Source organism: Aristophania vespae, from assembly GCF_009906835.1.
In the GTDB taxonomy this organism is placed as follows: domain Bacteria; phylum Pseudomonadota; class Alphaproteobacteria; order Acetobacterales; family Acetobacteraceae; genus Aristophania; species Aristophania vespae.
In genome coordinates this window covers 793,164-811,715 of record NZ_CP047652.1, presented here as the reverse complement: position 1 = coordinate 811,715, position 18,552 = coordinate 793,164, and the positions used below count along the sequence as shown (strand labels likewise).

The following is an 18,552-nucleotide window of genomic DNA, read 5'->3' as shown; positions in this document are numbered from 1 at the left end:
ACTATCCTCCAATAATATTCACTTTATAAGTGAAACCAAAATTATTCTAAAGCGAATAAAAAGAGAAAACAATCACTTTAGGTAGGATTAGTTATATATTAAAAAATCTAAGTAATCTTTTATATATTCTTAATTTTTATTTAACATCCTATTTAGAAGGGAATTGTGGGGGACCGTAAATTTCACGAGCACGCGTGATAAAGGCTTTAACCATTAGGCGAATACCTTCATTAAATACAATGCCAATCGCATTACGTAATAAACGCGATCTAAACTCAAAATCCACGTAAAAATCTACCATGCACCCATTTGGATGTGGCGCAAAAGTCCAAATATTTTTTAGATATTTGAAGGGCCCACTTTCATAACGAACATATATTTTATTTGGGCGTTCTAATGTCACTCGACTGGTATAAGACTCCCTAAAAGGACCAAATCCTACACTCAAATCTGCAACCAACTCCGTCTCTGTTTTAGATTTTACAACGGCTTTAATGCACCATGGTAAAAAATCAGGATACTTTCCGACATCAGCGACAAGATCAAATAACTGCTCTGGCGTATAAGGAATGAGTCTTTGTTCAGCGTGTGTGGGCATTAGGCAACCTCTCCCAACCGACGTGCCCGTTCACTCTTTAACAAAGCAAAATCTTGATCAGCATGATAAGATGATCGTGTCAAAGGAGAAGCACTAACTTGCAAAAAGCCTTTCACACGGGCTGTTGCAGCATAATCTTTAAATTCTTCTGGGGTCACAAAATGTTTCACCGCCGCATGTTTGACACTTGGCTGAAGATATTGACCTAATGTTAAAAAATCGACATCCGCTATACGAAAGTCATCCATAACCTGTCCTACCTCAGCTTTTTCCTCACCTAGCCCTAGCATTAATCCTGATTTTGTAAACATCATAGGATCAAGTCTTTTAACATCGCTCAAAAGACGAAGTGACTGAAAATAGCGGGCTCCAGGCCTTATTGTTGGGTAAAGACGCGGAACAGTCTCGATATTGTGATTAAAAACATCAGGCTTTGCAGCAACGACAATGTCTAATGCACCTTCTTTACGCAAAAAATCCGGTGTTAAAATTTCTATTGTCGTCGTCGGAGACATTTCCCTAACAGCTTCAATCACTTTAGCAAAATGACGCGCTCCTCCATCTTTCAGGTCATCACGATCAACCGACGTAATAACCACATGTCTGAGTCCTAATTTTGCTACAGCTTCTGCAACACGTCCTGGCTCAGCTTCATCCAGCGCTAAAGGCAGCCCGGTCGAAACATTACAAAATGCACAGGCACGTGTGCAGATTTCGCCCATAATCATCATAGTCGCATGACGTTGCGACCAACATTCCCCGATATTAGGGCATGCAGCCTCCTCACAAACAGTAGCCAGTTTATGCTCACGCATAAGCGCTCTCGTCTCATGATAAATGGGATGAGTGGGCGCTTTTACGCGAATCCATTCTGGTTTGCGCTGAATAGGATTATCGGGCTTATGTGCCTTTTCAGGGTGGCGAAGAGACACAAGCTTGTTTTGATGATTAATGACGAGGCGAGTAGACATTAATTTAAATATGCAATGCACCCTCAAAAGCTGCCAAAACCGACTCATGCATGGTTTCAGAAATTGTGGGATGAGGAAAAACCGTTTCCATCAACTCTGCTTCGGTTAATTCACCAGCACGAGCTATAACGTAACCCTGAATCATTTCAGTCACTTCAGCCCCAATCATGTGAGCACCAAGCAGTTCACCCGTTGTGGCATCAAAAACAACTTTTGTCATGCCATCTGGCTCACCCATTGCCACGGCTTTGCCATTTGCCAGAAAAGGAAAGCGGCCTACTTTAACTGTTTTACCAGCTGCTTTGGCTTTTTCTTCGCTCATCCCGACAGAAGCGATTTGTGGACGAGAATAAGTGCATCCTGGAATTGAGAGAGCATGAAGTGGCTCTGGTGTTCTTCCTAAGATTTTTTCAACACATATTACAGCTTCATGACTTGCTTTATGAGCAAGCCAGGGCGCACCAGCGACATCACCAATGGCATAAAGTCCGGGCTCATCTGTGCGGCAAAATTCATCAGTCACAATATGTGTACGATCAATTTTTACTTTAGTAGATTCTAAGCCAAGATCTTCAACATTACCGACTATACCAACGGCGCAAATTATACGATCGACAGTGAGAGCAGTTTTGCCTTTTGGGGTTTCAATCGTAGTCGAAACACTATTAGAGTCTTTTTTAAGCGCGCCGACTTTGGCTGAGGTTAAAATCTTTATACCGCGCTTTTCAAAAGCTTTTTGCGCCTGTGCACTAATTTCTGGGTCTTCAGCAATTAAAATGCGATCTGCCACTTCCGCAATCGTTACTTCACTTCCTAAGTCACGATAGAAAGAAGCAAACTCAATCCCAATAGCACCTGACCCAATCACGAGTAATTTTTTTGGGAAACTATCTGGCACCATAGCTTCTTTGGCGCTCCACACTAATTTTCCGTCAGTTTCCAAACCAGGGAGCTGACGGGCGCGAGCCCCGGTAGCCAGAATAACGTGAGGTGCACGAATAGTTGCAACTACTTGCCCCTCTTTTGTAACCTCAACCTTGTGAGCCTCTCCCGAACGGCCCGCAAGTTTAGCACGCCCATCAAAAGTAGTGACTTTTGCTTTTTTTAAGAGATGAGCAACACCTTTGCGCATTCTATCAGCTACACCCCGCGACCTTGCAACAATTTTTTCAAGATCAAAAGTGGGATTATCAGCTGCGAGGCCAAACTCTTTCAAATTCTGTAAGTTATGAAAGATTTCAGCACTGCGTAAAAGCGTCTTGGTTGGAATACAGCCCCAATTTAAGCAAACACCACCAAAATGAGTACTTTCAACAATGGCCACATTTAACCCTAGCTGGCTTGCTCTCAAAGCTGCTACATATCCACCTGGGCCACCGCCAATGACGATGAGATCAAATAAGTCAGACATAGTTAGAGCACCAATGCATATGGGTTTTGAACAAGTTCTTTAAGAGTATTAAGCCACTGTGCACCAAGAGCACCATCCACTGCCCTATGATCTACAGAGAGTGTTACCGTCATAATCGTGGCCACAGTAACTTGGTTATCCCGAATAACAGGACGTTTTTCCCCCGCAGCAATGGCTAAAATTGCGGCTTGTGGCGGATTAATGATAGCTGCAAAATCACGCACACCAAACATTCCCATATTTGAAATAGAGAATGTCCCCCCCTGAAACTCTTCAGGCGTTAATTTCCCTGAACGGGCACGCCCTGCCAAATCTTTCGCCTCTCGGCTAATTTGGCGTAGAGATTTTTGGTCAGCTTTGCGAATAATTGGTGTGATCAAACCATCTGGGATCGAAACCGCCATAGAAATGTCGATATCTTCAAAATGAAGCATTTCATCGTCAGTATATTGAACATTCAAGCCTGGCCTTTTTCTTAAGGCCAAAGCTACGGCTTTGATCATGAGGTCATTAACCGAGATCTTGATATTTTCTCCGGCTAAAGACGCATTTAGCTTGCTTCTTAAGGCTAATAAAGCATCAAGCTCAATATCAGTTGATACATAAAAATGCGGCACTTGCGTCTTAGATTCAGTTAAACGCCGTGCAATGACCTTACGCATTGTAGAATGCTTAATGCGTTCTACTTTACCCAAAGCTGAGCTCTCACTTTGCTTAGCCGTGCTTTGAGAAGCATTATGAGCTGGTTTTTGAGCCGCCTCATCAACATCACGTTTGATAATACGACCATTAGGGCCAGATCCTTTTACGTGATCAAGAGAAAGGTTTTTCTCCTTTGCTATGCGGCGGGCCAGAGGAGAAGCAAATAATCTTTTTCCTTTTGCCTCACCCTCTTTTTTTTCGGACAAGTTTTTCGCAGATAAACCATTCCTGTCATGCTGTTTAATATCAGACTGATTAGAAGGTTCTGGGGTTTTTTTAATTTCACCCGTCACCGGTAAATCAGCCGGAACCTCTTCGCCCTCTTCAACTAAAATGGCGATGGGGGTATTAACGGCAATATTTCCTGTGCCTTCCTGTACTAATATCCGCCCCAAAATACCTTCATCTGAGGCTTCAAGTTCCATAGTTGCTTTATCAGTCTCGATTTCAGCAAGGAGGTCACCAGAAGAGACATTGTCACCTTCTTTCTTTAACCAACGGGCTAGTGTCCCAACTGTCATCGTCGGGGATAAAGCAGGCATTAAAATTGATGTAGCCATCGAAAGTTTACCCTCCAAACTGTTTGCGCACGGCTTCGACAACCCATTCAGCTTTAGGTAAAGCTAATTTTTCAAGATTGGCCGCATAAGGGAGCGGTATATCAAGGCCACAAACACGTGCTGGAGGTGCATCTAACCAGTCAAACGCCTCTTCGACAGCGATTGTGCATATTTCAGCTCCAATCCCGGCAACAGGCCACCCCTCCTCAACTGATATAATATGGTTGGTTTTACGAAGGCTGGAAATAATCGTTTCTTTGTCTAATGGACGAATAGAACGAAGATTTATAACTTCTGCCTCAATTCCTTCTTTTGCCAGAATCTCGGCAGCTTCCAGGGCAACACCAACCATAATAGAAAAAGCAACGAGGGTTACATCTTTACCTTCTCGCTCGATTTTAGCTTTTCCAATAGGCAGGACAAAATTTTCATCTACAGGAGCTTCAAATTGGCGCCCATATAAAATTTCATTTTCTAAAACGACAACCGGGTTAGGGTCACGAATAGCCGCTTTAAGCAGACCTTTAGCATCAGCCGCAGACCAGGGAGCAACAACCTTTAAACCTGGTACATGAGCATACCAGCTTGCAAAACACTGTGAATGCTGTGCCCCTACTCGGGCTGCTGCACCATTTGGCCCACGAAAAACAATCGGGCAGGACATTTGTCCGCCTGACATATAACGCGTTTTGGCTGCTGAATTAATGATATGATCTATAGCCTGAAGCGAAAAATTCATTGTCATGAATTCTACAATAGGCTTTAGCCCTGTCATAGCTGCACCAGTAGCCATACCGGTGAAACCATGCTCCGTTATAGGTGTATCAATAACGCGCTGCTCACCAAACTCATCAAGCAAACCCTGACTAATTTTGTAGGCTCCTTGATATTGAGCAACTTCTTCACCCAATAAAAAGACATCTGGATCACGGCGCATTTCTTCGGCCATAGCATCGCGAAGCGCTTCACGAACGGTCATTTCCCGCGTTTCACCCCATTCAGGCTCATTTATCTGAGCTGCTTTAATCGGGCTAACAGAAGGCTTTTTATGAGATGTAGAAGAATCAGGCGCTTTCTCTTTTGTCTCATTCACGACTTTATCGAGAGCCGGGACCTCTTCTCCCTCTTCTACGATAATAGCAATTGGCGTATTAACAGCAATTTCGGATGCACCTTCTTGGATTAAGATACGCCCTAAAATACCTTCTTCTACGGCCTCAAGTTCCATTGTAGCTTTATCAGTCTCGATTTCAGCTATAACTTCACCCGAAGAAATCGCATCACCTTCTTTTTTAAGCCAACGCGCTAAGGTGCCCTCTTTCATTGTAGGTGATAAGGCGGGCATTAAGATAGAAGTTGCCATATAAGTTATGCCTCCACCAAAATATCAGTCCACAATTCTTTTTCGTCTGGTTCAGGGCTTTCTTGTGCAAAGGTTACAGCATCCTGAACGACACTTTTAATTTCTTTATCGAGAGCTTTAAAAGACTCTTCGCTAAAACCTTCTTGCTGCATTTCTGCTTTAAGCGCCTCTATAGGATCACGCGTATTACGCATATCCTCTACTTCAGAGCGCTGACGATATTTTGCCGGGTCAGACATAGAATGCCCACGATAGCGATATGTTTCCATTTCCAGCAAATAAGGGCCTTTTCCTGAACGGCAATGCTCAAGCGCTTCTTTCGCCGCTTTAAACACAGCTGCGACATTCATGCCATCAACCTTTTGGCCTGGAATGCCCCAAGGTTCCCCATTTTTAGAAAAGTCTTTAGAAGCAGAGGCACGCTCAACTGAGGTACCCATACCATATCGGTTATTTTCAAGAACATATAAGCAGGGAAGTTTATGCAGAGCAGCATAATTAAAGCTCTCATAAACCTGGCCCTGATTAGCTGCACCCTCGCCATAATACACAATGGCGACCTTATCATCCTGTCTGTATTTACTGGCAAAGGCCAAACCAGTGCCAATAGATACCTGCGCCCCTACAATACCATGTCCTCCGTAAAATTCTTTTTCACTGGAAAACATATGCATAGAGCCACCCTTACCATGAGAGTAACCGCCTGAACGTCCTGTCAATTCTGCCATAACACCACGTGCCGACATACCAGCAACAAGCATTTGACCATGATCACGATAAGACGTTACCGAACGATCGCCCTTTTTCATTGCCAGGCCGATCCCTACGACAATGGCTTCCTGGCCGATATAAAGATGGCAAAATCCACCAATCAGACCCATACCGTAAAGCTGCCCTGCTTTTTCTTCAAAGCGTCTTATAAGCAGCATATCCTTAAGAGCTTGTTTTTTTTGATCAAACGTTAACACGGATTTTTCAGGAGCAGACGGCTCTTTATTCTTTGTACCCACAGCAGCCTCCCAGGACTTACAGCACATTAATATTTGTTCGCTCATAATAGACTAATAATGCTCTAAGCTTATTATGGCAGATATGTATGACAGATTGTAATCTTAAAGCACTATATTACAGAGCCTACGAGACTAAAATCCTAAAAGGCGACGCGCCGCCAAGCCAGGATCATCTTCTCTAAGAAGTGTTTCCCCAACAAGCACAGCAGTAGCTCCGACCTCACCCAGTTTTTCTAAATCAGCATGCGTTTTAATGCCACTTTCAGAAACAACCAGCTTATCAGGTGGCACAAGAGGTGCCAGATCAAGGGTCGTTTGCAGGTCTGTTTCGAGCGTTTTAAGGTTGCGGTTATTAATACCGATAAGCGAACTATCATAAGCAAGAGCCCGATTTAGCTCTTCTTCATTATGAACTTCGATCAGCACGTCCATTTCTAGTCCTCGTGCTAATGCGATAAGATCGGCAGCCTGATTTTCTGGCAAGATAGCCATGATTAACAAAATACAATCAGCACCAATCAAACGGCTTTCATGTACCTGCCATGGATCTAAAATAAAGTCTTTCCTCAAAATAGGAAGACTACAAGCTTCTTTAACTTTTTGCAGATCTTCGACGCTACCGTGAAAACATGAACCTTCTGTTAAAACAGAAATACATGTTGCACCTGCTGCCTGATAAGACTGGGCAATTTTGGCCGGATCATAGTCAGGGCGTAAAATTCCCGCAGAGGGGGATGCTTTTTTAACTTCTGCAATTAACCCGATACGTCGGTCCGCCGTCACATGCTGTAACGCTTGGCCAAACCCTCTTGTTGGTGTCGTAACCTCTCTTGCCTTCGCTGTTATTTCTTTTAACGGCATTAGCTGTGAGCGTTGCTCAACATCTAGGCGAATACGTGTACAAATGCGCTCAAGAACATCCATTCCCTTAGACGAATTTTCGCAAGAGGAACTGGCCGATTCTACGCCAGAAACCGAAGACGATTCACTCATTTCTGGTGGGGCAAAAGCGACTGTCGGTTGCTGTTTAAAGAAAATCATACTTGTCCTGGTTTTCTAACTAGAATGACAATAACACTAGCGCATTCAAGCGTTAGTCAAAAAAGATTTTTTAACACGGTTAAGTGTCTTAAGTGCCAGACCTTTATCCAGCGAGTAAGAAGCTCGCTCCATATTTTCTTTCAGCACTTTCGACGAAATATTTCCATTTTCTATCACATTGCCGTGGCCTGCAATATGGAGTGCAATAGCGGCATTAAATAAGACTGTATCACGATAGCAGCCTTTTTCACCTTCAAATAAAGCGATCATACGCTGAGCGTTACTTTCAGCACCACCACCACGCAAAAGATGAATGGGCATATTTGGTAAACCTACCATTTCTGGCTCAAGAGTAAAATGACATAATTTCCCTTCTTCCCAGGCGACTACCTTGGTTGGGCCGGCCAATGTAACTTCGTCAATACCGCCTTCGTCAGTTTTACCATGGACAGCCCAAATATGCGTTCCACCTAATGCACCAAGAACTTCGGCAATAGGTTCGCACCATTTTTCATCAAAAACACCTACAAGCTGGCGCTTTACCTGAGCAGGATTACAAAGAGGGCCTAGTAGATTAAATAAGGTGCGAAAACCTAATGCTTTACGCACTGGCAGGGCAAATTTCATTGCTGGGTGATGATGAGGAGCCGCTAAAAACGCTATACCATCTTCACGCAGGCGGTTTTCCTGTTTATCTATGTCGGAATCAGAAGGAATACCTAGTGCTTCCAAAACATCTGTAGCACCTGACAAAGAGGAAAGTGCCCGATTTCCATGCTTTGCTACGGGAATACCTAATCCAGCCAAAACAAATGATACAGCCGTTGAAACATTAAGTGTTCCAAGCCCGTCTCCTCCAGTGCCACACACATCTATAGCATTTTCAGCTATATTATTTACCTTAAGCATGCAGCGCCTGACAGCTTTCACAGCGCCTAAGAGCTCTTCTTTTGTCTCCCCTCTGATATATAATGCTGTCAGAAAAGAAGCGAGCTGGTTTTCAGGAACATGTCCCTTCATAATATCTTCAAAGGCTAACTCTGCCTGCAAAGATGTTAAGGATTTACCAGTTGCTGCTTGTTTTAAAATCTGGGAGAAAGAGCCTTTTTTTTCACCTCTTTTTATTCCAGCTATAGCCAGAAAATTAGCTAGTAAATCACGCCCTGCTTCAGACGCAATACTCTCAGGATGAAACTGTACACCATGCACCGGATAGTCACGGTGCCTTACTCCCATAATCACACCATCATCGCTTTTTGCATTCACAATAAGCTCAGCAGGTATAGTTTCTGGGTCTAATGTAAGGCTGTGATAACGAACCATTTTTACTGATTGTGGCAAATTGGTAAAAACACCGCTACTATCGTGAGTAATGGCACTTATTTTACCGTGCATCGGCACAGGTGAACGCACGACTTTAGCACCAAATACCTGCCCTATGGCCTGATGCCCTAAACAAACTCCAAGAATAGGAATTTTGCCGGCAGCTTTTTCAATAAGATCGCAACATATACCGGCATTGTCAGGGTCACAGGGTCCTGGAGATATAACAATAGCGTCGGGATTTAGAGCTATTGCTTCTTCAACAGATAGAGCATCATTGCGCCGTACATCACATTCAACACCTAACGCACCGAAGTGATGAACAATATTAAATGTAAAACTGTCATAATTATCTATAAGAAAGATCATTTCACCCCTCCTGATGGCTGTGGATTACGACCAGTCTGTGTTGTTTTAATTTGCAAATCCTGACCATTAGTGGCCTGCTGCAGAGCAAGTTCTGCTGCTCTAAATAATGCTCGCGCTTTGGCACGGGTCTCCTGATATTCAGCTTCTGGATCAGATTCGGCAACAACGCCACAACCAGCCTGAACATACATTTTCCCTTCCTTTAAAAGGGCCATACGTAGACCTATGCAGGTATCCATCCGACCATCTGCGCTAAAATATCCTACACAGCCAGCATAAGGGCCACGGCGTGTAGGCTCTAGCTCATCAATAATTTCCATAGCCCTGATTTTAGGCGCTCCTGTAAGGGTCCCAGCAGGAAAAGCTGCCGATAAAACTTCCAGATTGCTTAATTCAGGACGCACACGGCCAGTAACCGTAGAAGAAATATGCATTACATGACTATAACGCTCTATCATGAATTTTTCTGGCACACTGACCGTACCGAGCTGAGAAACTCGCCCTACATCATTGCGCCCTAGATCTATGAGCATAAGATGTTCGGAAAGTTCTTTTTCGTCCGCAAGAAGCTCTTTTTCTAACGCTTCATCCTCTTTACGCGTATGACCACGAGGGCGCGTTCCAGCAAGTGGCCTTACCGTAATTTCACCATCCTGCAAACGAACTAATATTTCTGGTGACGATCCTACCAAAGAATAAACACCAAGTTCCATCAGAAAAAGGAAAGGAGCAGGATTTACACGACGCAGGCTACGATAAAGCGCTAAAGGCGAAAGAGGAAATTCTGTCTCAAAACGCTGACTGGGAACAATTTGGAAAGCATCACCCGCTGCAATATAGTCTTTGGCCTGAGCTATCTTTTGCAAGAAAGCTTCGTGAGTCATATTTGAACGAGGTTCAGCCAAATTTCCAGTGGAAGGTGCTGTTTTTTCCTGTTCAACAGGAAGAGGTCCTGTCAGTGCCTCATAAACGCGCCGGATAAGAGCTTCTGCTTCTGGAGTTGTTTGATTTTTTCGGACTGGAACAGCTATAACAAGCTCGTCTTTAACCGTATCAAATATAATGAATAACCCAGGCCTGATCATTACCCCTTCAGGGATAGAGAGATCATTCTTAGGCATTTGGGGTAAATGCTCCATTTGGCGTACCATATCGTACCCCAAAACCCCAAAAACACCACCAATCATTGGAGGCAATTCGTCAGGCAAATCGATCTGACTTTCTTCCACCAATAATTTTAAAGAGGCAAGCGGCCCTTCTTGCTGCTCAATACCATCGCGTGTGGCTTTGCCATCTTGGCACATCCACACCGTGTCAGGCTTGAGGGCTATAATAGAGTAACGTCCCCTTGCTGTTCCACCTTCTATACTTTCAAAGAAAAGCCGATATGGCCCTTCATCAATATGCGAAAGTCTCATAAAAGCTGAAAGCGGTGTAAGCAGGTCTGCTGCAACTGTTAAATAGGCTATTTCAGACATTATTGCGTGCGTCCAATTGTCGCCAGAACCTGTTGAAGAGCTGATTGACTAACCTGATTAAATAAGGTCGGATTGAATTTTTTTGGCGGAATTTGGCGTGTATAATCCATTCCAATCGTTTCAGCTATATCGTCCTGTAGTCCCTGGGCAAGTTGCTGCTTTAGGCGCTGTTGCACAGCCACATATTCATTTTGCGGAGGTAATTGCTCACCTTTAAAGTGAATAAGCCAAAATGAATCAGCACTTTCAAGCATGACAATCTCGCCCTTCTTCATCCGTACAACGGCATGAGAAACAAGAGCTGGCAAATCCTTATGAGTTTGAGTGACTGAAAATTTCATATCCCTTCTGAAATGGATAGCCTTATCTTTATTATCAATCACTTCTTCTAAATTTTGTGCTTTTTTGGCTTTTTGATAGAAATCAGTCGCTTTTATATTAGCCTCACGTTTTTTTTGATCAGCCTGCCATGCCAGTAAAACTTGCGTGTGAGCTTCTTCAAAACTTTTTTGGCGCCCAGGAATAATATCTTCAACCAATATAGCAAAAGCACTGCCATCTTTTAGAGAAATAACGCGAGGATATTCCCCTTTCTTTTGGCTAAAAATTTGCTTTATGATTGCCTTTTGAAGCTCTTCATTACCAGGTAACGGTGCTGGCGAACCAGATTGTGTTAAACCATGCTCATCCAGACTACCTTCAGCAGGAATAGCACCAATATTGTCAGGAATTTTGTCTAAAGTAGTAGACCCTGCTATTGCCTCCTCAAAAGATTTAAGTCGGGCTCTCAGAGCTACATTTGCTTCGCCCTGACGTACTTCGTCGCGCATTTTATCACGCACTTGCTCAAAACTGACATGACGCGGCGGCGTAATTTTTAATACCCGCACCACACTCCACCCTGCTGCTGTTTTAACAGGTGAGCTCGTAACATTAACCTTGAGCGCAAAAACAGCTTTTGCCAAATCTTCATCAGGGAAGTCACTTTGGCGAGCATCATCCAAAGAGGCAGGTATAGCTTTTGGAAACAGCTTTTGGACTGCATCCCAGTTCTGAGATGAACCCCATTTTTGAGATGCTTGTTTAGCGTCAGCTTCATTGTGAAACGCTAAAACCTGAACGGTTCTTGTCTCTGGTGCATTATAATCGCGACTGCGTTCTTTATAGAGATTTTGCAGAACGGAATCAGGCACTTCCAACGTTTTAGATACACTTTCAGGTGTTAAGGCCACTATACGCGCATGACGTAATTCGGGTTCTTTAAACAAATCCAGATGGTTACTATAAAATCGTTTTAGTGACTTATCATTGACAGAGGTAGCACCAGGTCCGGCAGCAAAAGGAAATTCGGCAATATCAGCGGACCTAATTTTTGTAAAATATGACGTTATGTGGTCCACAACAGAAGTAGGAACAGTTACCATTCCTCCAAAACCCAGCATGGTTGCTTGTGAGTAAAGAAGTCTCTTCGTCTGACTGACTAAAAAGGCATGATCAAGTCCGTTGCGATTAAGGATATTGTCCATTTTGACAGAATCAAATTGGCCTTTTTCATCCTTAAACTCAGGCATTTCATGAACGGTTTTAACGATCGTGTCATCGCTTAAGAAAATACCATTTCTGCGTGCGGCCAGTTCGGCCTCTTTAGCAACAATAATATTGCGTAACGCTGTATGACTAATTTCATTTTGTGCAGCAGGAGATTGCATTGCTTCTGGTGCAATACCGGTTTGCTGCAGAAAAACAACCTGCTGGTTGATGCTGTGAGCCAGTTCTTGTGGCGTTACGCTCAGTTTGCCGAGTTTGACAACATGATTACCCGTATCGCCAAAACCTCCTCCACCGAGACCTACAAACGTACCGCCTAGGCCGATAAAAGATAAGAATACGATAAGAGCCGCAGCACGGCCCAGCCAGGTATCAACAAAAAAATGCCGTAATACAGTGATCATGGAGGCCCAACGTCTCTTTATCAAAGTTTGGATGGTGCAAACGATGAATGTTTGCTAATTTGCGACAACATAACGCTCATGCGCTAGATTTGCTAGTATCACTCATTTCTCCAGACCGTCCTATGAGAGATTCACAAGGAAAAATTTAATGAGAAACACATTAAAATTCGTTATTGGAAACTGGAAAATGCTGTCCCAGCAGCAACACGCACTTCTTTTAGCGCGTGATTTAGCATCATATTGCAAAAAACAATCTCATCACTCTGTCCGAACTGTCATTTGCCCTACATTTACACAACTTGTAAGCGTAGAAAAAATTATTTCAGAAATGCAGATTGCTTCAGACTCTCTCGCTTTAGGGGCTCAAGATTGTTACCCAGCGAAAGAAGGGGCATTTACCGGTGATGTTTCTGCGACCATGTTGAGTGACATTGGTGTTCGCTACGTGATTATAGGACATTCCGAGCGACGTCAGAAACACCATGAAAGCAATGAATTTATTTGTGAAAAGGTTAAATCAGCTTTAGAAGCTGGGCTGATCCCCGTTATATGCATTGGTGAAACACTTGCAGAAAGACAGGAAGGAAAAACAGCTCAGATTCTCGAAGAGCAGATTCTAGGCTCCTTACCACAAAATTTTTCAGGCATTATTGCATATGAACCTGTATGGGCTATTGGAACTGGCATCACTCCAACAATGGATGAATTACAGGAAAATATTTCCATTATCAGGACATTACTGGAAAAACATCAGCCTAAAACCGCTTCACAGACTCCACTGCTTTATGGTGGCTCTGTAAAATCGGATCAGTCAGCAGACATTTTTTCCATTAATGGTGTAGATGGTGTTCTTGTCGGTGGGGCTAGCCTCAAAGCCGATGAATTTATAAAGATTATTCAGTCTGCCCCAAAAGATTAAATTAATTTAGTCTCGTTACGCTTTTAGGATTTTTTTCATGACCACTTTACTGCTTGTTCTCAATACTTTGGTTGCCCTCGCTCTGATTGGTGTCATTCTTATTCAACGCAGCGAAGGCGGCGGGTTAGGCATTGGAAGCAGTCAAGGTGTTGGTTCCTTTATGACGGGACGAGGCACTGCAAATCTGTTAACCAGGGCAACTGCCGTTTTAGCTGCTCTTTTTATGGTTCTTTGTTTGGTGTTGGACATCATGAATCGTGGTGCATCAGGGGGTAAGAATGAACATGATATTCTGGCTCACCCCTCTCAAAATGCTGCATCACAGACAACTAACAAAGAACCAGTTTCACCCCCAGCTAAATAATAATTTCACGAGCATGAAAGAAGACGCTTTTCCCAATTTGGCCTTCACTATATAAAGAACTCCCATGACGCGCTTTGTATTTATTACTGGTGGGGTTGTTTCCTCACTCGGCAAGGGTATTGCTTCAGCCGCATTGGCTGCTCTTCTTCAAGCTAGGGGCATAATGTCCGCCTTCGTAAGCTGGATCCCTATCTTAATGTGGATCCGGGCACGATGAGCCCCTATCAGCATGGAGAAGTGTTCATCACCGATGATGGAGCTGAAACAGATTTAGATTTAGGCCATTATGAACGTTTTACAGGCGTTCATGCACGCCGTTCAGATAATACGACGACAGGGCGTATTTACTCTGACGTTATCGCTCGGGAACGACGCGGTGATTATCTGGGTGCTACCGTTCAGGTCATTCCTCACATTACTGACGCTATCAAAGAAGCCGTTGTAAATGGCACAGATGGCTATGATTTTGTGTTGGTAGAAATTGGCGGCACAGTTGGCGATATTGAAAGCCTTCCTTTTTTAGAAGCTATTCGCCAATTACGTAATGATCTGGGCTATGATCGCACAATGTGTGTGCATCTGACATTGCTGCCTTATATCCCCTCTGCTGGTGAGCTTAAAACAAAACCGACTCAACATTCTGTTAAAGAACTGCAAAATGTAGGCATTCAGCCACAGATTCTTTTATGTCGTTCTGACCGACCCATTCCTAAAAATGAACGCCAGAAAATTGCCAATTTCTGCAATGTTCGTCCAGAAGCTGTTATAGCCGCTTTAGATGTTGATACAATTTATGCCTGCCCTATTGCTTATCATCAGCAGGGTATGGACAGAGAAGTATTACGCTATTTTGGCCTAGATTTCGAAGAATCGCCTGATCTTACGAAATGGGAAAAAATAGTAGAAACGATCCGTCATCCTAAAAAAGAAGCACGCATAGCCGTTGTAGGAAAATATACCGCTCTGCTTGATAGCTATAAATCTCTGACTGAAGCCCTGCTTCATGGCGGTATAGCTCATGACGCACGCGTTAAAATTGAGTGGATTGATTCAGAAGCACTTGAAAAAACTGACGATGTTTCTTCTATCTTGCAAGATTTAGACGGAATATTAGTGCCTGGTGGCTTTGGTGAGCGTGGCTCAGAAGGCAAAATTAATGCCATACGCTTTGCCCGTGAGCATAAAATTCCTTTTCTAGGCATTTGCTTTGGTATGCAAATGGCTGTGATTGAATGTGCTCGTTCTTTAGCTAATCTTCCTAAAGCGTCTTCAACAGAATTTGGCCCTACTGAAGAACCCCTTGTCGCTCTCATGACCGAATGGGCTAAGGGTAATGAGCTACTGCGCCGCCGTGAAGGTGACGATCTCGGTGGCACGATGCGACTTGGCGCCTATACGGCAAAACTTGCTGACGGGTCTCGCGTAGCAGAGATTTATGGCAAAACTGAAATTAAGGAACGTCATCGCCACCGTTGGGAAGTTAATCTTCATTATAAAAGTCAGCTTGAAGCCGCCGGTTTGCGCTTTTCTGGCATGTCACCAGATGGGATTTTGCCTGAAATTGTAGAATATCCCGATCACCCCTGGTTTATCGGCGTGCAATATCACCCTGAGCTTCTTTCAAAACCTTTTGACCCCCATCCCCTCTTTGCTGGATTTGTTGGGGCTGCGGTCGAACGTCATGAAACAGCACCTTTTTTAGATGAAAAGACTGAATCATGAGTTTTAATATTGGATCTCTCAAAGTTGGACAGACTCAGCCATTTACATTAATCGCTGGCCCTGTCAGATTGAATCACGTGCCCATGCTATTGAAATGGCCACAGCTCTCAAAGAAATTTGCTCAGAGCTGGAAATAGGCCTGATCTATAAAAGCAGCTTTGACAAGGCAAATCGTAGTTCGATTGACGGTGCCCGTGGTGTTGGGCTTAGTGACGGTTTGCCAATTTTAGCTGAAATCCGCGAGACGTTAGCTTTACCTGTTTTGACGGATGTACATCTGCCAGAACAATGTGCACCGGTTTCTGAAGCTGTAGATGTTCTTCAAATACCGGCCTTTTTGTGCCGTCAGACTGACCTTTTATTAGCCGCAGGCAGAACAAATAAGGCGATTAATATTAAAAAAGGGCAGTTTCTTTCACCAGCTGATATGAAAAATGCAGTCGCTAAATTAGCCTCTGTTGGTAATAAACGTGTCATGCTGTGTGACAGAGGCACAAGCTTTGGTTACAACACGCTTATCAATGATATGCGCTGCATTCCTATTATGGCACAAACTGGATGCCCGATTGTGTTTGACGCTACACATTCGGTCCAACAGCCAGGAGGCCTGGGAAATGCTACAGGTGGCCAAAGAGAATTTGTCGAGCCTTTAGCAAGAGCGGCAACAGCCATAGGCGTTGCGGCCCTATTTATTGAAACTCACCAAGACCCGGACCATGCACCAAGTGATGGTCCTACGATGATCCCGCTACGTGACCTGAAGTCTCTTCTTAAAAGATTAAAGACGATTGATACTCTTGTTAAGGGAAATGATTTTTAACCCTCGTTTAAAAACGTCCTTGCGGTGATATAAGGGCAAAAATCAATCCTAGACTTGTTAAAAAAACAAAAATAACTTTGATTAAATAATAGCTAGGGGGCAAGCTGGCGTTACGCTTCAAGCTACGCTCACTGGCTATTATTCCCCAAAATCCCAGTAATTCCAGGCAGTACCCAGTTTGGACCGTGGCAAGAAGTCCTAAACAAAGGGAAAACCAGGCCCATAATAGTGCCCCCCTCCTAGTAGCATCCGAATATAGTCAGCTCTTCCTTCTCTTTGCGGGAGAATAATAAGCGGAATCTGACCTATCATTCCCCAGTGATAAGCACCTTGAAAAGCAATTAAACACCCACACAAGGTAAGTAGGATTATACTAAGATGAGGAAGTGGCATCAAAACGCCAGCCAGAAACATCCAGCCTCCCATAAAAAAGATTACAATGCCTAATAAAAGAAAAATTAAGGCTCCAAAAAACGGAAAGGGCTTCACATTCATTAACCTTGAGCTATGCTGTAAGATGTTGAAATAAACATATAATAAGGGAACTGGGCTACAAATTAATTATTAGTCTTTTACCCTTTGTCCTAATTAGGAGAATTCCTTTGAGTGCTATTGTTGATATCACAGCTCGCGAGATCCTTGACAGCCGTGGAAATCCAACGGTTGAGGTCGATGTTGAGCTAGCTTCTGGCGTTGTCGGTCGTGCAGCTGTTCCTTCAGGCGCCTCTACAGGAGCTCATGAAGCCGTAGAGCTTCGCGACGGTGATAAAGCACGTTACCATGGTAAAGGCGTTTTAAAAGCTGTTAACGCCGTTAACTCAGAAATTGCTGAAGCTCTGCTTGGCATGGAGTCTGAAGACCAGATTGCTATCGATCAAGCTATGATTGATCTAGACGGAACACCTAATAAAGGCCGTTTGGGTGCAAATGCTCTTCTCGGAGTCTCTCTTGCTGTTGCACGTGCCACGGCCGAAGAGCTTGAATTACCGCTTTATCGTTATGTCGGTGGCACATTTGCTCATACCCTACCAGTGCCCATGATGAATATCATTAATGGTGGTGAACATGCTGATAATGCGATCGATTTTCAGGAGTTCATGATTCAGCCAGTTGGTGCTTCTTCACTTGCTGAAGCAGTCCGGATGGGTTCTGAGATCTTCACCTGCCTGAAAAAGAACCTTCATAAAGATGGTTTAAACACTAACGTAGGTGATGAAGGTGGGTTTGCTCCTAACTTAAAATCAGCTGAAGAAGGTCTTTCATATATTTCTAAAGCTGTAGAAGATGCAGGTTACAAACTTGGTGAAGATATCGTCTTCGCTTTAGACTGCGCTTCCACCGAGTTTTATAAAAATGGACAATATGTCCTTAAAGGTGAAGGTCTAACTTTTGATTCGTCGGGTATGATTTCATATCTCGAAGATCTTACAAATCGCTTCCCGATTGTTTCAATCGAAGATGGCCTTGCTGAAGATGACTGGGAAGGTTGGGCTGAATTAACAAAACGCCTTGGCCATCGCGTACAGCTTGTTGGTGATGATTTATTTGTAACCAACCCTGTTCGCCTTGCTGATGGTATTAAAAAGCATGTTGCTAATGCTCTATTGGTTAAAGTGAACCAAATTGGCACATTGACCGAAACATTACATGCTGTAGAAATGGCTCACAAAGCTGGTTATCACTGTGTCATGAGCCACCGTTCGGGCGAAACAGAAGATAGCACAATTGCTGACTTGGCTGTTGCTGTGAATTGTGGTCAAATTAAAACAGGTTCTTTGTCACGTTCAGACCGTATGGCGAAATATAATCAACTTATTCGCATTGAACAGCAACTTGGCAAAAGCGCAAAATTTGCAGGACGTTCTATTTTAAAAGCAAATCTTGCCTAACTCGAAGACATTATTTTCTTTAATAAAACCCCTCTTCTACAAAGAAGGGGGGTTTTTATT

14 protein-coding genes and 3 pseudogenes are annotated in these 18,552 nt (G+C 43.6%); 5 read left to right on the top strand and 12 right to left on the bottom strand.

Annotation, left to right across the window (positions count from 1 at the left end):
• Window positions 1-148: 148 nt before the first annotated feature.
• The 11 genes and pseudogenes from GT348_RS03610 to GT348_RS03565 all read right to left on the bottom strand — a co-directional run bounded on the left by GT348_RS03610 (window position 149) and on the right by GT348_RS03565 (window position 12,778).
• Entirely contained in the window at window positions 149-598 is a 450-nt protein-coding gene (locus tag GT348_RS03610; protein ID WP_160618549.1) for a type II toxin-antitoxin system RatA family toxin, read from the bottom strand.
• Entirely contained in the window at window positions 598-1,569 is a 972-nt protein-coding gene (lipA, locus tag GT348_RS03605; protein WP_160618548.1) for a lipoyl synthase, read from the bottom strand. The genes GT348_RS03610 and lipA overlap by 1 nt, the downstream gene beginning before the upstream one ends.
• Window positions 1,570-1,573: 4 nt before the next feature.
• Window positions 1,574-2,980, bottom strand: coding sequence for a dihydrolipoyl dehydrogenase (gene lpdA, locus GT348_RS03600; protein ID WP_160618547.1), 1,407 nt, complete (start codon window positions 2,978-2,980; stop codon window positions 1,574-1,576).
• A 2-nt stretch (window positions 2,981-2,982) separates the two neighbouring features.
• Window positions 2,983-4,242, bottom strand: a complete 1,260-nt coding sequence (locus GT348_RS03595) for a pyruvate dehydrogenase complex dihydrolipoamide acetyltransferase (RefSeq protein WP_160618546.1) — start codon at window positions 4,240-4,242, stop codon at window positions 2,983-2,985.
• A gap of 7 nt (window positions 4,243-4,249) precedes the next feature.
• On the bottom strand, window positions 4,250-5,605 hold the full coding sequence (locus GT348_RS03590; RefSeq protein ID WP_160618545.1) for a pyruvate dehydrogenase complex E1 component subunit beta: 1,356 nt from the start codon (window positions 5,603-5,605) through the stop codon (window positions 4,250-4,252).
• A 5-nt stretch (window positions 5,606-5,610) separates the two neighbouring features.
• Window positions 5,611-6,615 carry a pyruvate dehydrogenase (acetyl-transferring) E1 component subunit alpha gene (pdhA, locus tag GT348_RS03585; protein WP_408865157.1) on the bottom strand — a complete coding sequence of 335 codons (1,005 nt, stop codon included), beginning with the start codon at window positions 6,613-6,615 and terminating at the stop codon, window positions 5,611-5,613.
• A gap of 132 nt (window positions 6,616-6,747) precedes the next feature.
• On the bottom strand, window positions 6,748-7,608 hold the full coding sequence (trpC, locus tag GT348_RS03580; protein WP_408865156.1) for an indole-3-glycerol phosphate synthase TrpC: 861 nt from the start codon (window positions 7,606-7,608) through the stop codon (window positions 6,748-6,750).
• Window positions 7,609-7,701: 93 nt separating this feature from the next.
• Window positions 7,702-8,796: an anthranilate phosphoribosyltransferase gene (gene trpD, locus GT348_RS03575; protein ID WP_236646605.1), complete on the bottom strand. Its 1,095-nt coding sequence runs from the start codon at window positions 8,794-8,796 to the stop codon at window positions 7,702-7,704.
• Window positions 8,785-9,348 (bottom strand): annotated as a pseudogene (locus GT348_RS09345) (anthranilate synthase component II); the annotation flags it as partial. The gene trpD and the pseudogene GT348_RS09345, both read right to left, overlap by 12 nt.
• Window positions 9,345-10,826, bottom strand: a complete 1,482-nt coding sequence (gene trpE / locus GT348_RS03570; RefSeq protein ID WP_160618543.1) for an anthranilate synthase component I — start codon at window positions 10,824-10,826, stop codon at window positions 9,345-9,347. The gene trpE and the pseudogene GT348_RS09345, both read right to left, overlap by 4 nt.
• Window positions 10,826-12,778, bottom strand: a complete 1,953-nt coding sequence (locus GT348_RS03565) for a peptidylprolyl isomerase (RefSeq protein ID WP_160618542.1) — start codon at window positions 12,776-12,778, stop codon at window positions 10,826-10,828. The genes trpE and GT348_RS03565 overlap by 1 nt, the downstream gene beginning before the upstream one ends.
• Before the next feature lie 148 nt (window positions 12,779-12,926).
• Between GT348_RS03565 and tpiA the strand changes: the two genes are divergently transcribed.
• From tpiA to kdsA, 4 genes and pseudogenes are all read left to right on the top strand, one after another.
• Window positions 12,927-13,697: a triose-phosphate isomerase gene (tpiA, locus tag GT348_RS03560; protein WP_160618541.1), complete on the top strand. Its 771-nt coding sequence runs from the start codon at window positions 12,927-12,929 to the stop codon at window positions 13,695-13,697.
• 37 nt (window positions 13,698-13,734) lie between these two features.
• The gene (gene secG, locus GT348_RS03555) at window positions 13,735-14,061 is read left to right on the top strand and encodes a preprotein translocase subunit SecG (protein ID WP_160618540.1); all 327 of its coding nucleotides are present in this window, start codon (window positions 13,735-13,737) and stop codon (window positions 14,059-14,061) included.
• A gap of 64 nt (window positions 14,062-14,125) precedes the next feature.
• Window positions 14,126-15,783 (top strand): annotated as a pseudogene (locus tag GT348_RS03550) (CTP synthase).
• A pseudogene (kdsA, locus tag GT348_RS03545) lies at window positions 15,780-16,603 on the top strand (3-deoxy-8-phosphooctulonate synthase). The pseudogenes GT348_RS03550 and kdsA overlap by 4 nt, the downstream one beginning before the upstream one ends.
• Window positions 16,604-16,801: 198 nt before the next feature.
• Here kdsA and GT348_RS03540 read toward each other — a convergent pair.
• Window positions 16,802-17,092, bottom strand: a complete 291-nt coding sequence (locus GT348_RS03540; protein WP_160618539.1) for a hypothetical protein — start codon at window positions 17,090-17,092, stop codon at window positions 16,802-16,804.
• A gap of 113 nt (window positions 17,093-17,205) precedes the next feature.
• On the opposite strand from GT348_RS03540, the gene eno reads away from it, so the two are divergent.
• Window positions 17,206-18,492, top strand: a complete 1,287-nt coding sequence (eno, locus tag GT348_RS03535; protein ID WP_160618538.1) for a phosphopyruvate hydratase — start codon at window positions 17,206-17,208, stop codon at window positions 18,490-18,492.
• Window positions 18,493-18,552: the final 60 nt, after the last annotated feature.

Coding starts and splice junctions, on each gene's coding strand:
- lpdA (WP_160618547.1), bottom strand. CDS start 2,980: ATGTCTGACTTATTTGATCTCATCGTCATTGGCGGTGGCCCAGGTGGA.
- tpiA (WP_160618541.1), top strand. CDS start 12,927: ATGAGAAACACATTAAAATTCGTTATTGGAAACTGGAAAATGCTGTCC.
- GT348_RS03565 (WP_160618542.1), bottom strand. CDS start 12,778: ATGATCACTGTATTACGGCATTTTTTTGTTGATACCTGGCTGGGCCGT.
- GT348_RS03590 (WP_160618545.1), bottom strand. CDS start 5,605: ATGGCAACTTCTATCTTAATGCCCGCCTTATCACCTACAATGAAAGAG.
- GT348_RS03610 (WP_160618549.1), bottom strand. CDS start 598: ATGCCCACACACGCTGAACAAAGACTCATTCCTTATACGCCAGAGCAG.
- secG (WP_160618540.1), top strand. CDS start 13,735: ATGACCACTTTACTGCTTGTTCTCAATACTTTGGTTGCCCTCGCTCTG.
- trpC (WP_408865156.1), bottom strand. CDS start 7,608: ATGAGTGAATCGTCTTCGGTTTCTGGCGTAGAATCGGCCAGTTCCTCT.
- trpE (WP_160618543.1), bottom strand. CDS start 10,826: ATGTCTGAAATAGCCTATTTAACAGTTGCAGCAGACCTGCTTACACCG.
- GT348_RS03595 (WP_160618546.1), bottom strand. CDS start 4,242: ATGGCTACATCAATTTTAATGCCTGCTTTATCCCCGACGATGACAGTT.
- lipA (WP_160618548.1), bottom strand. CDS start 1,569: ATGTCTACTCGCCTCGTCATTAATCATCAAAACAAGCTTGTGTCTCTT.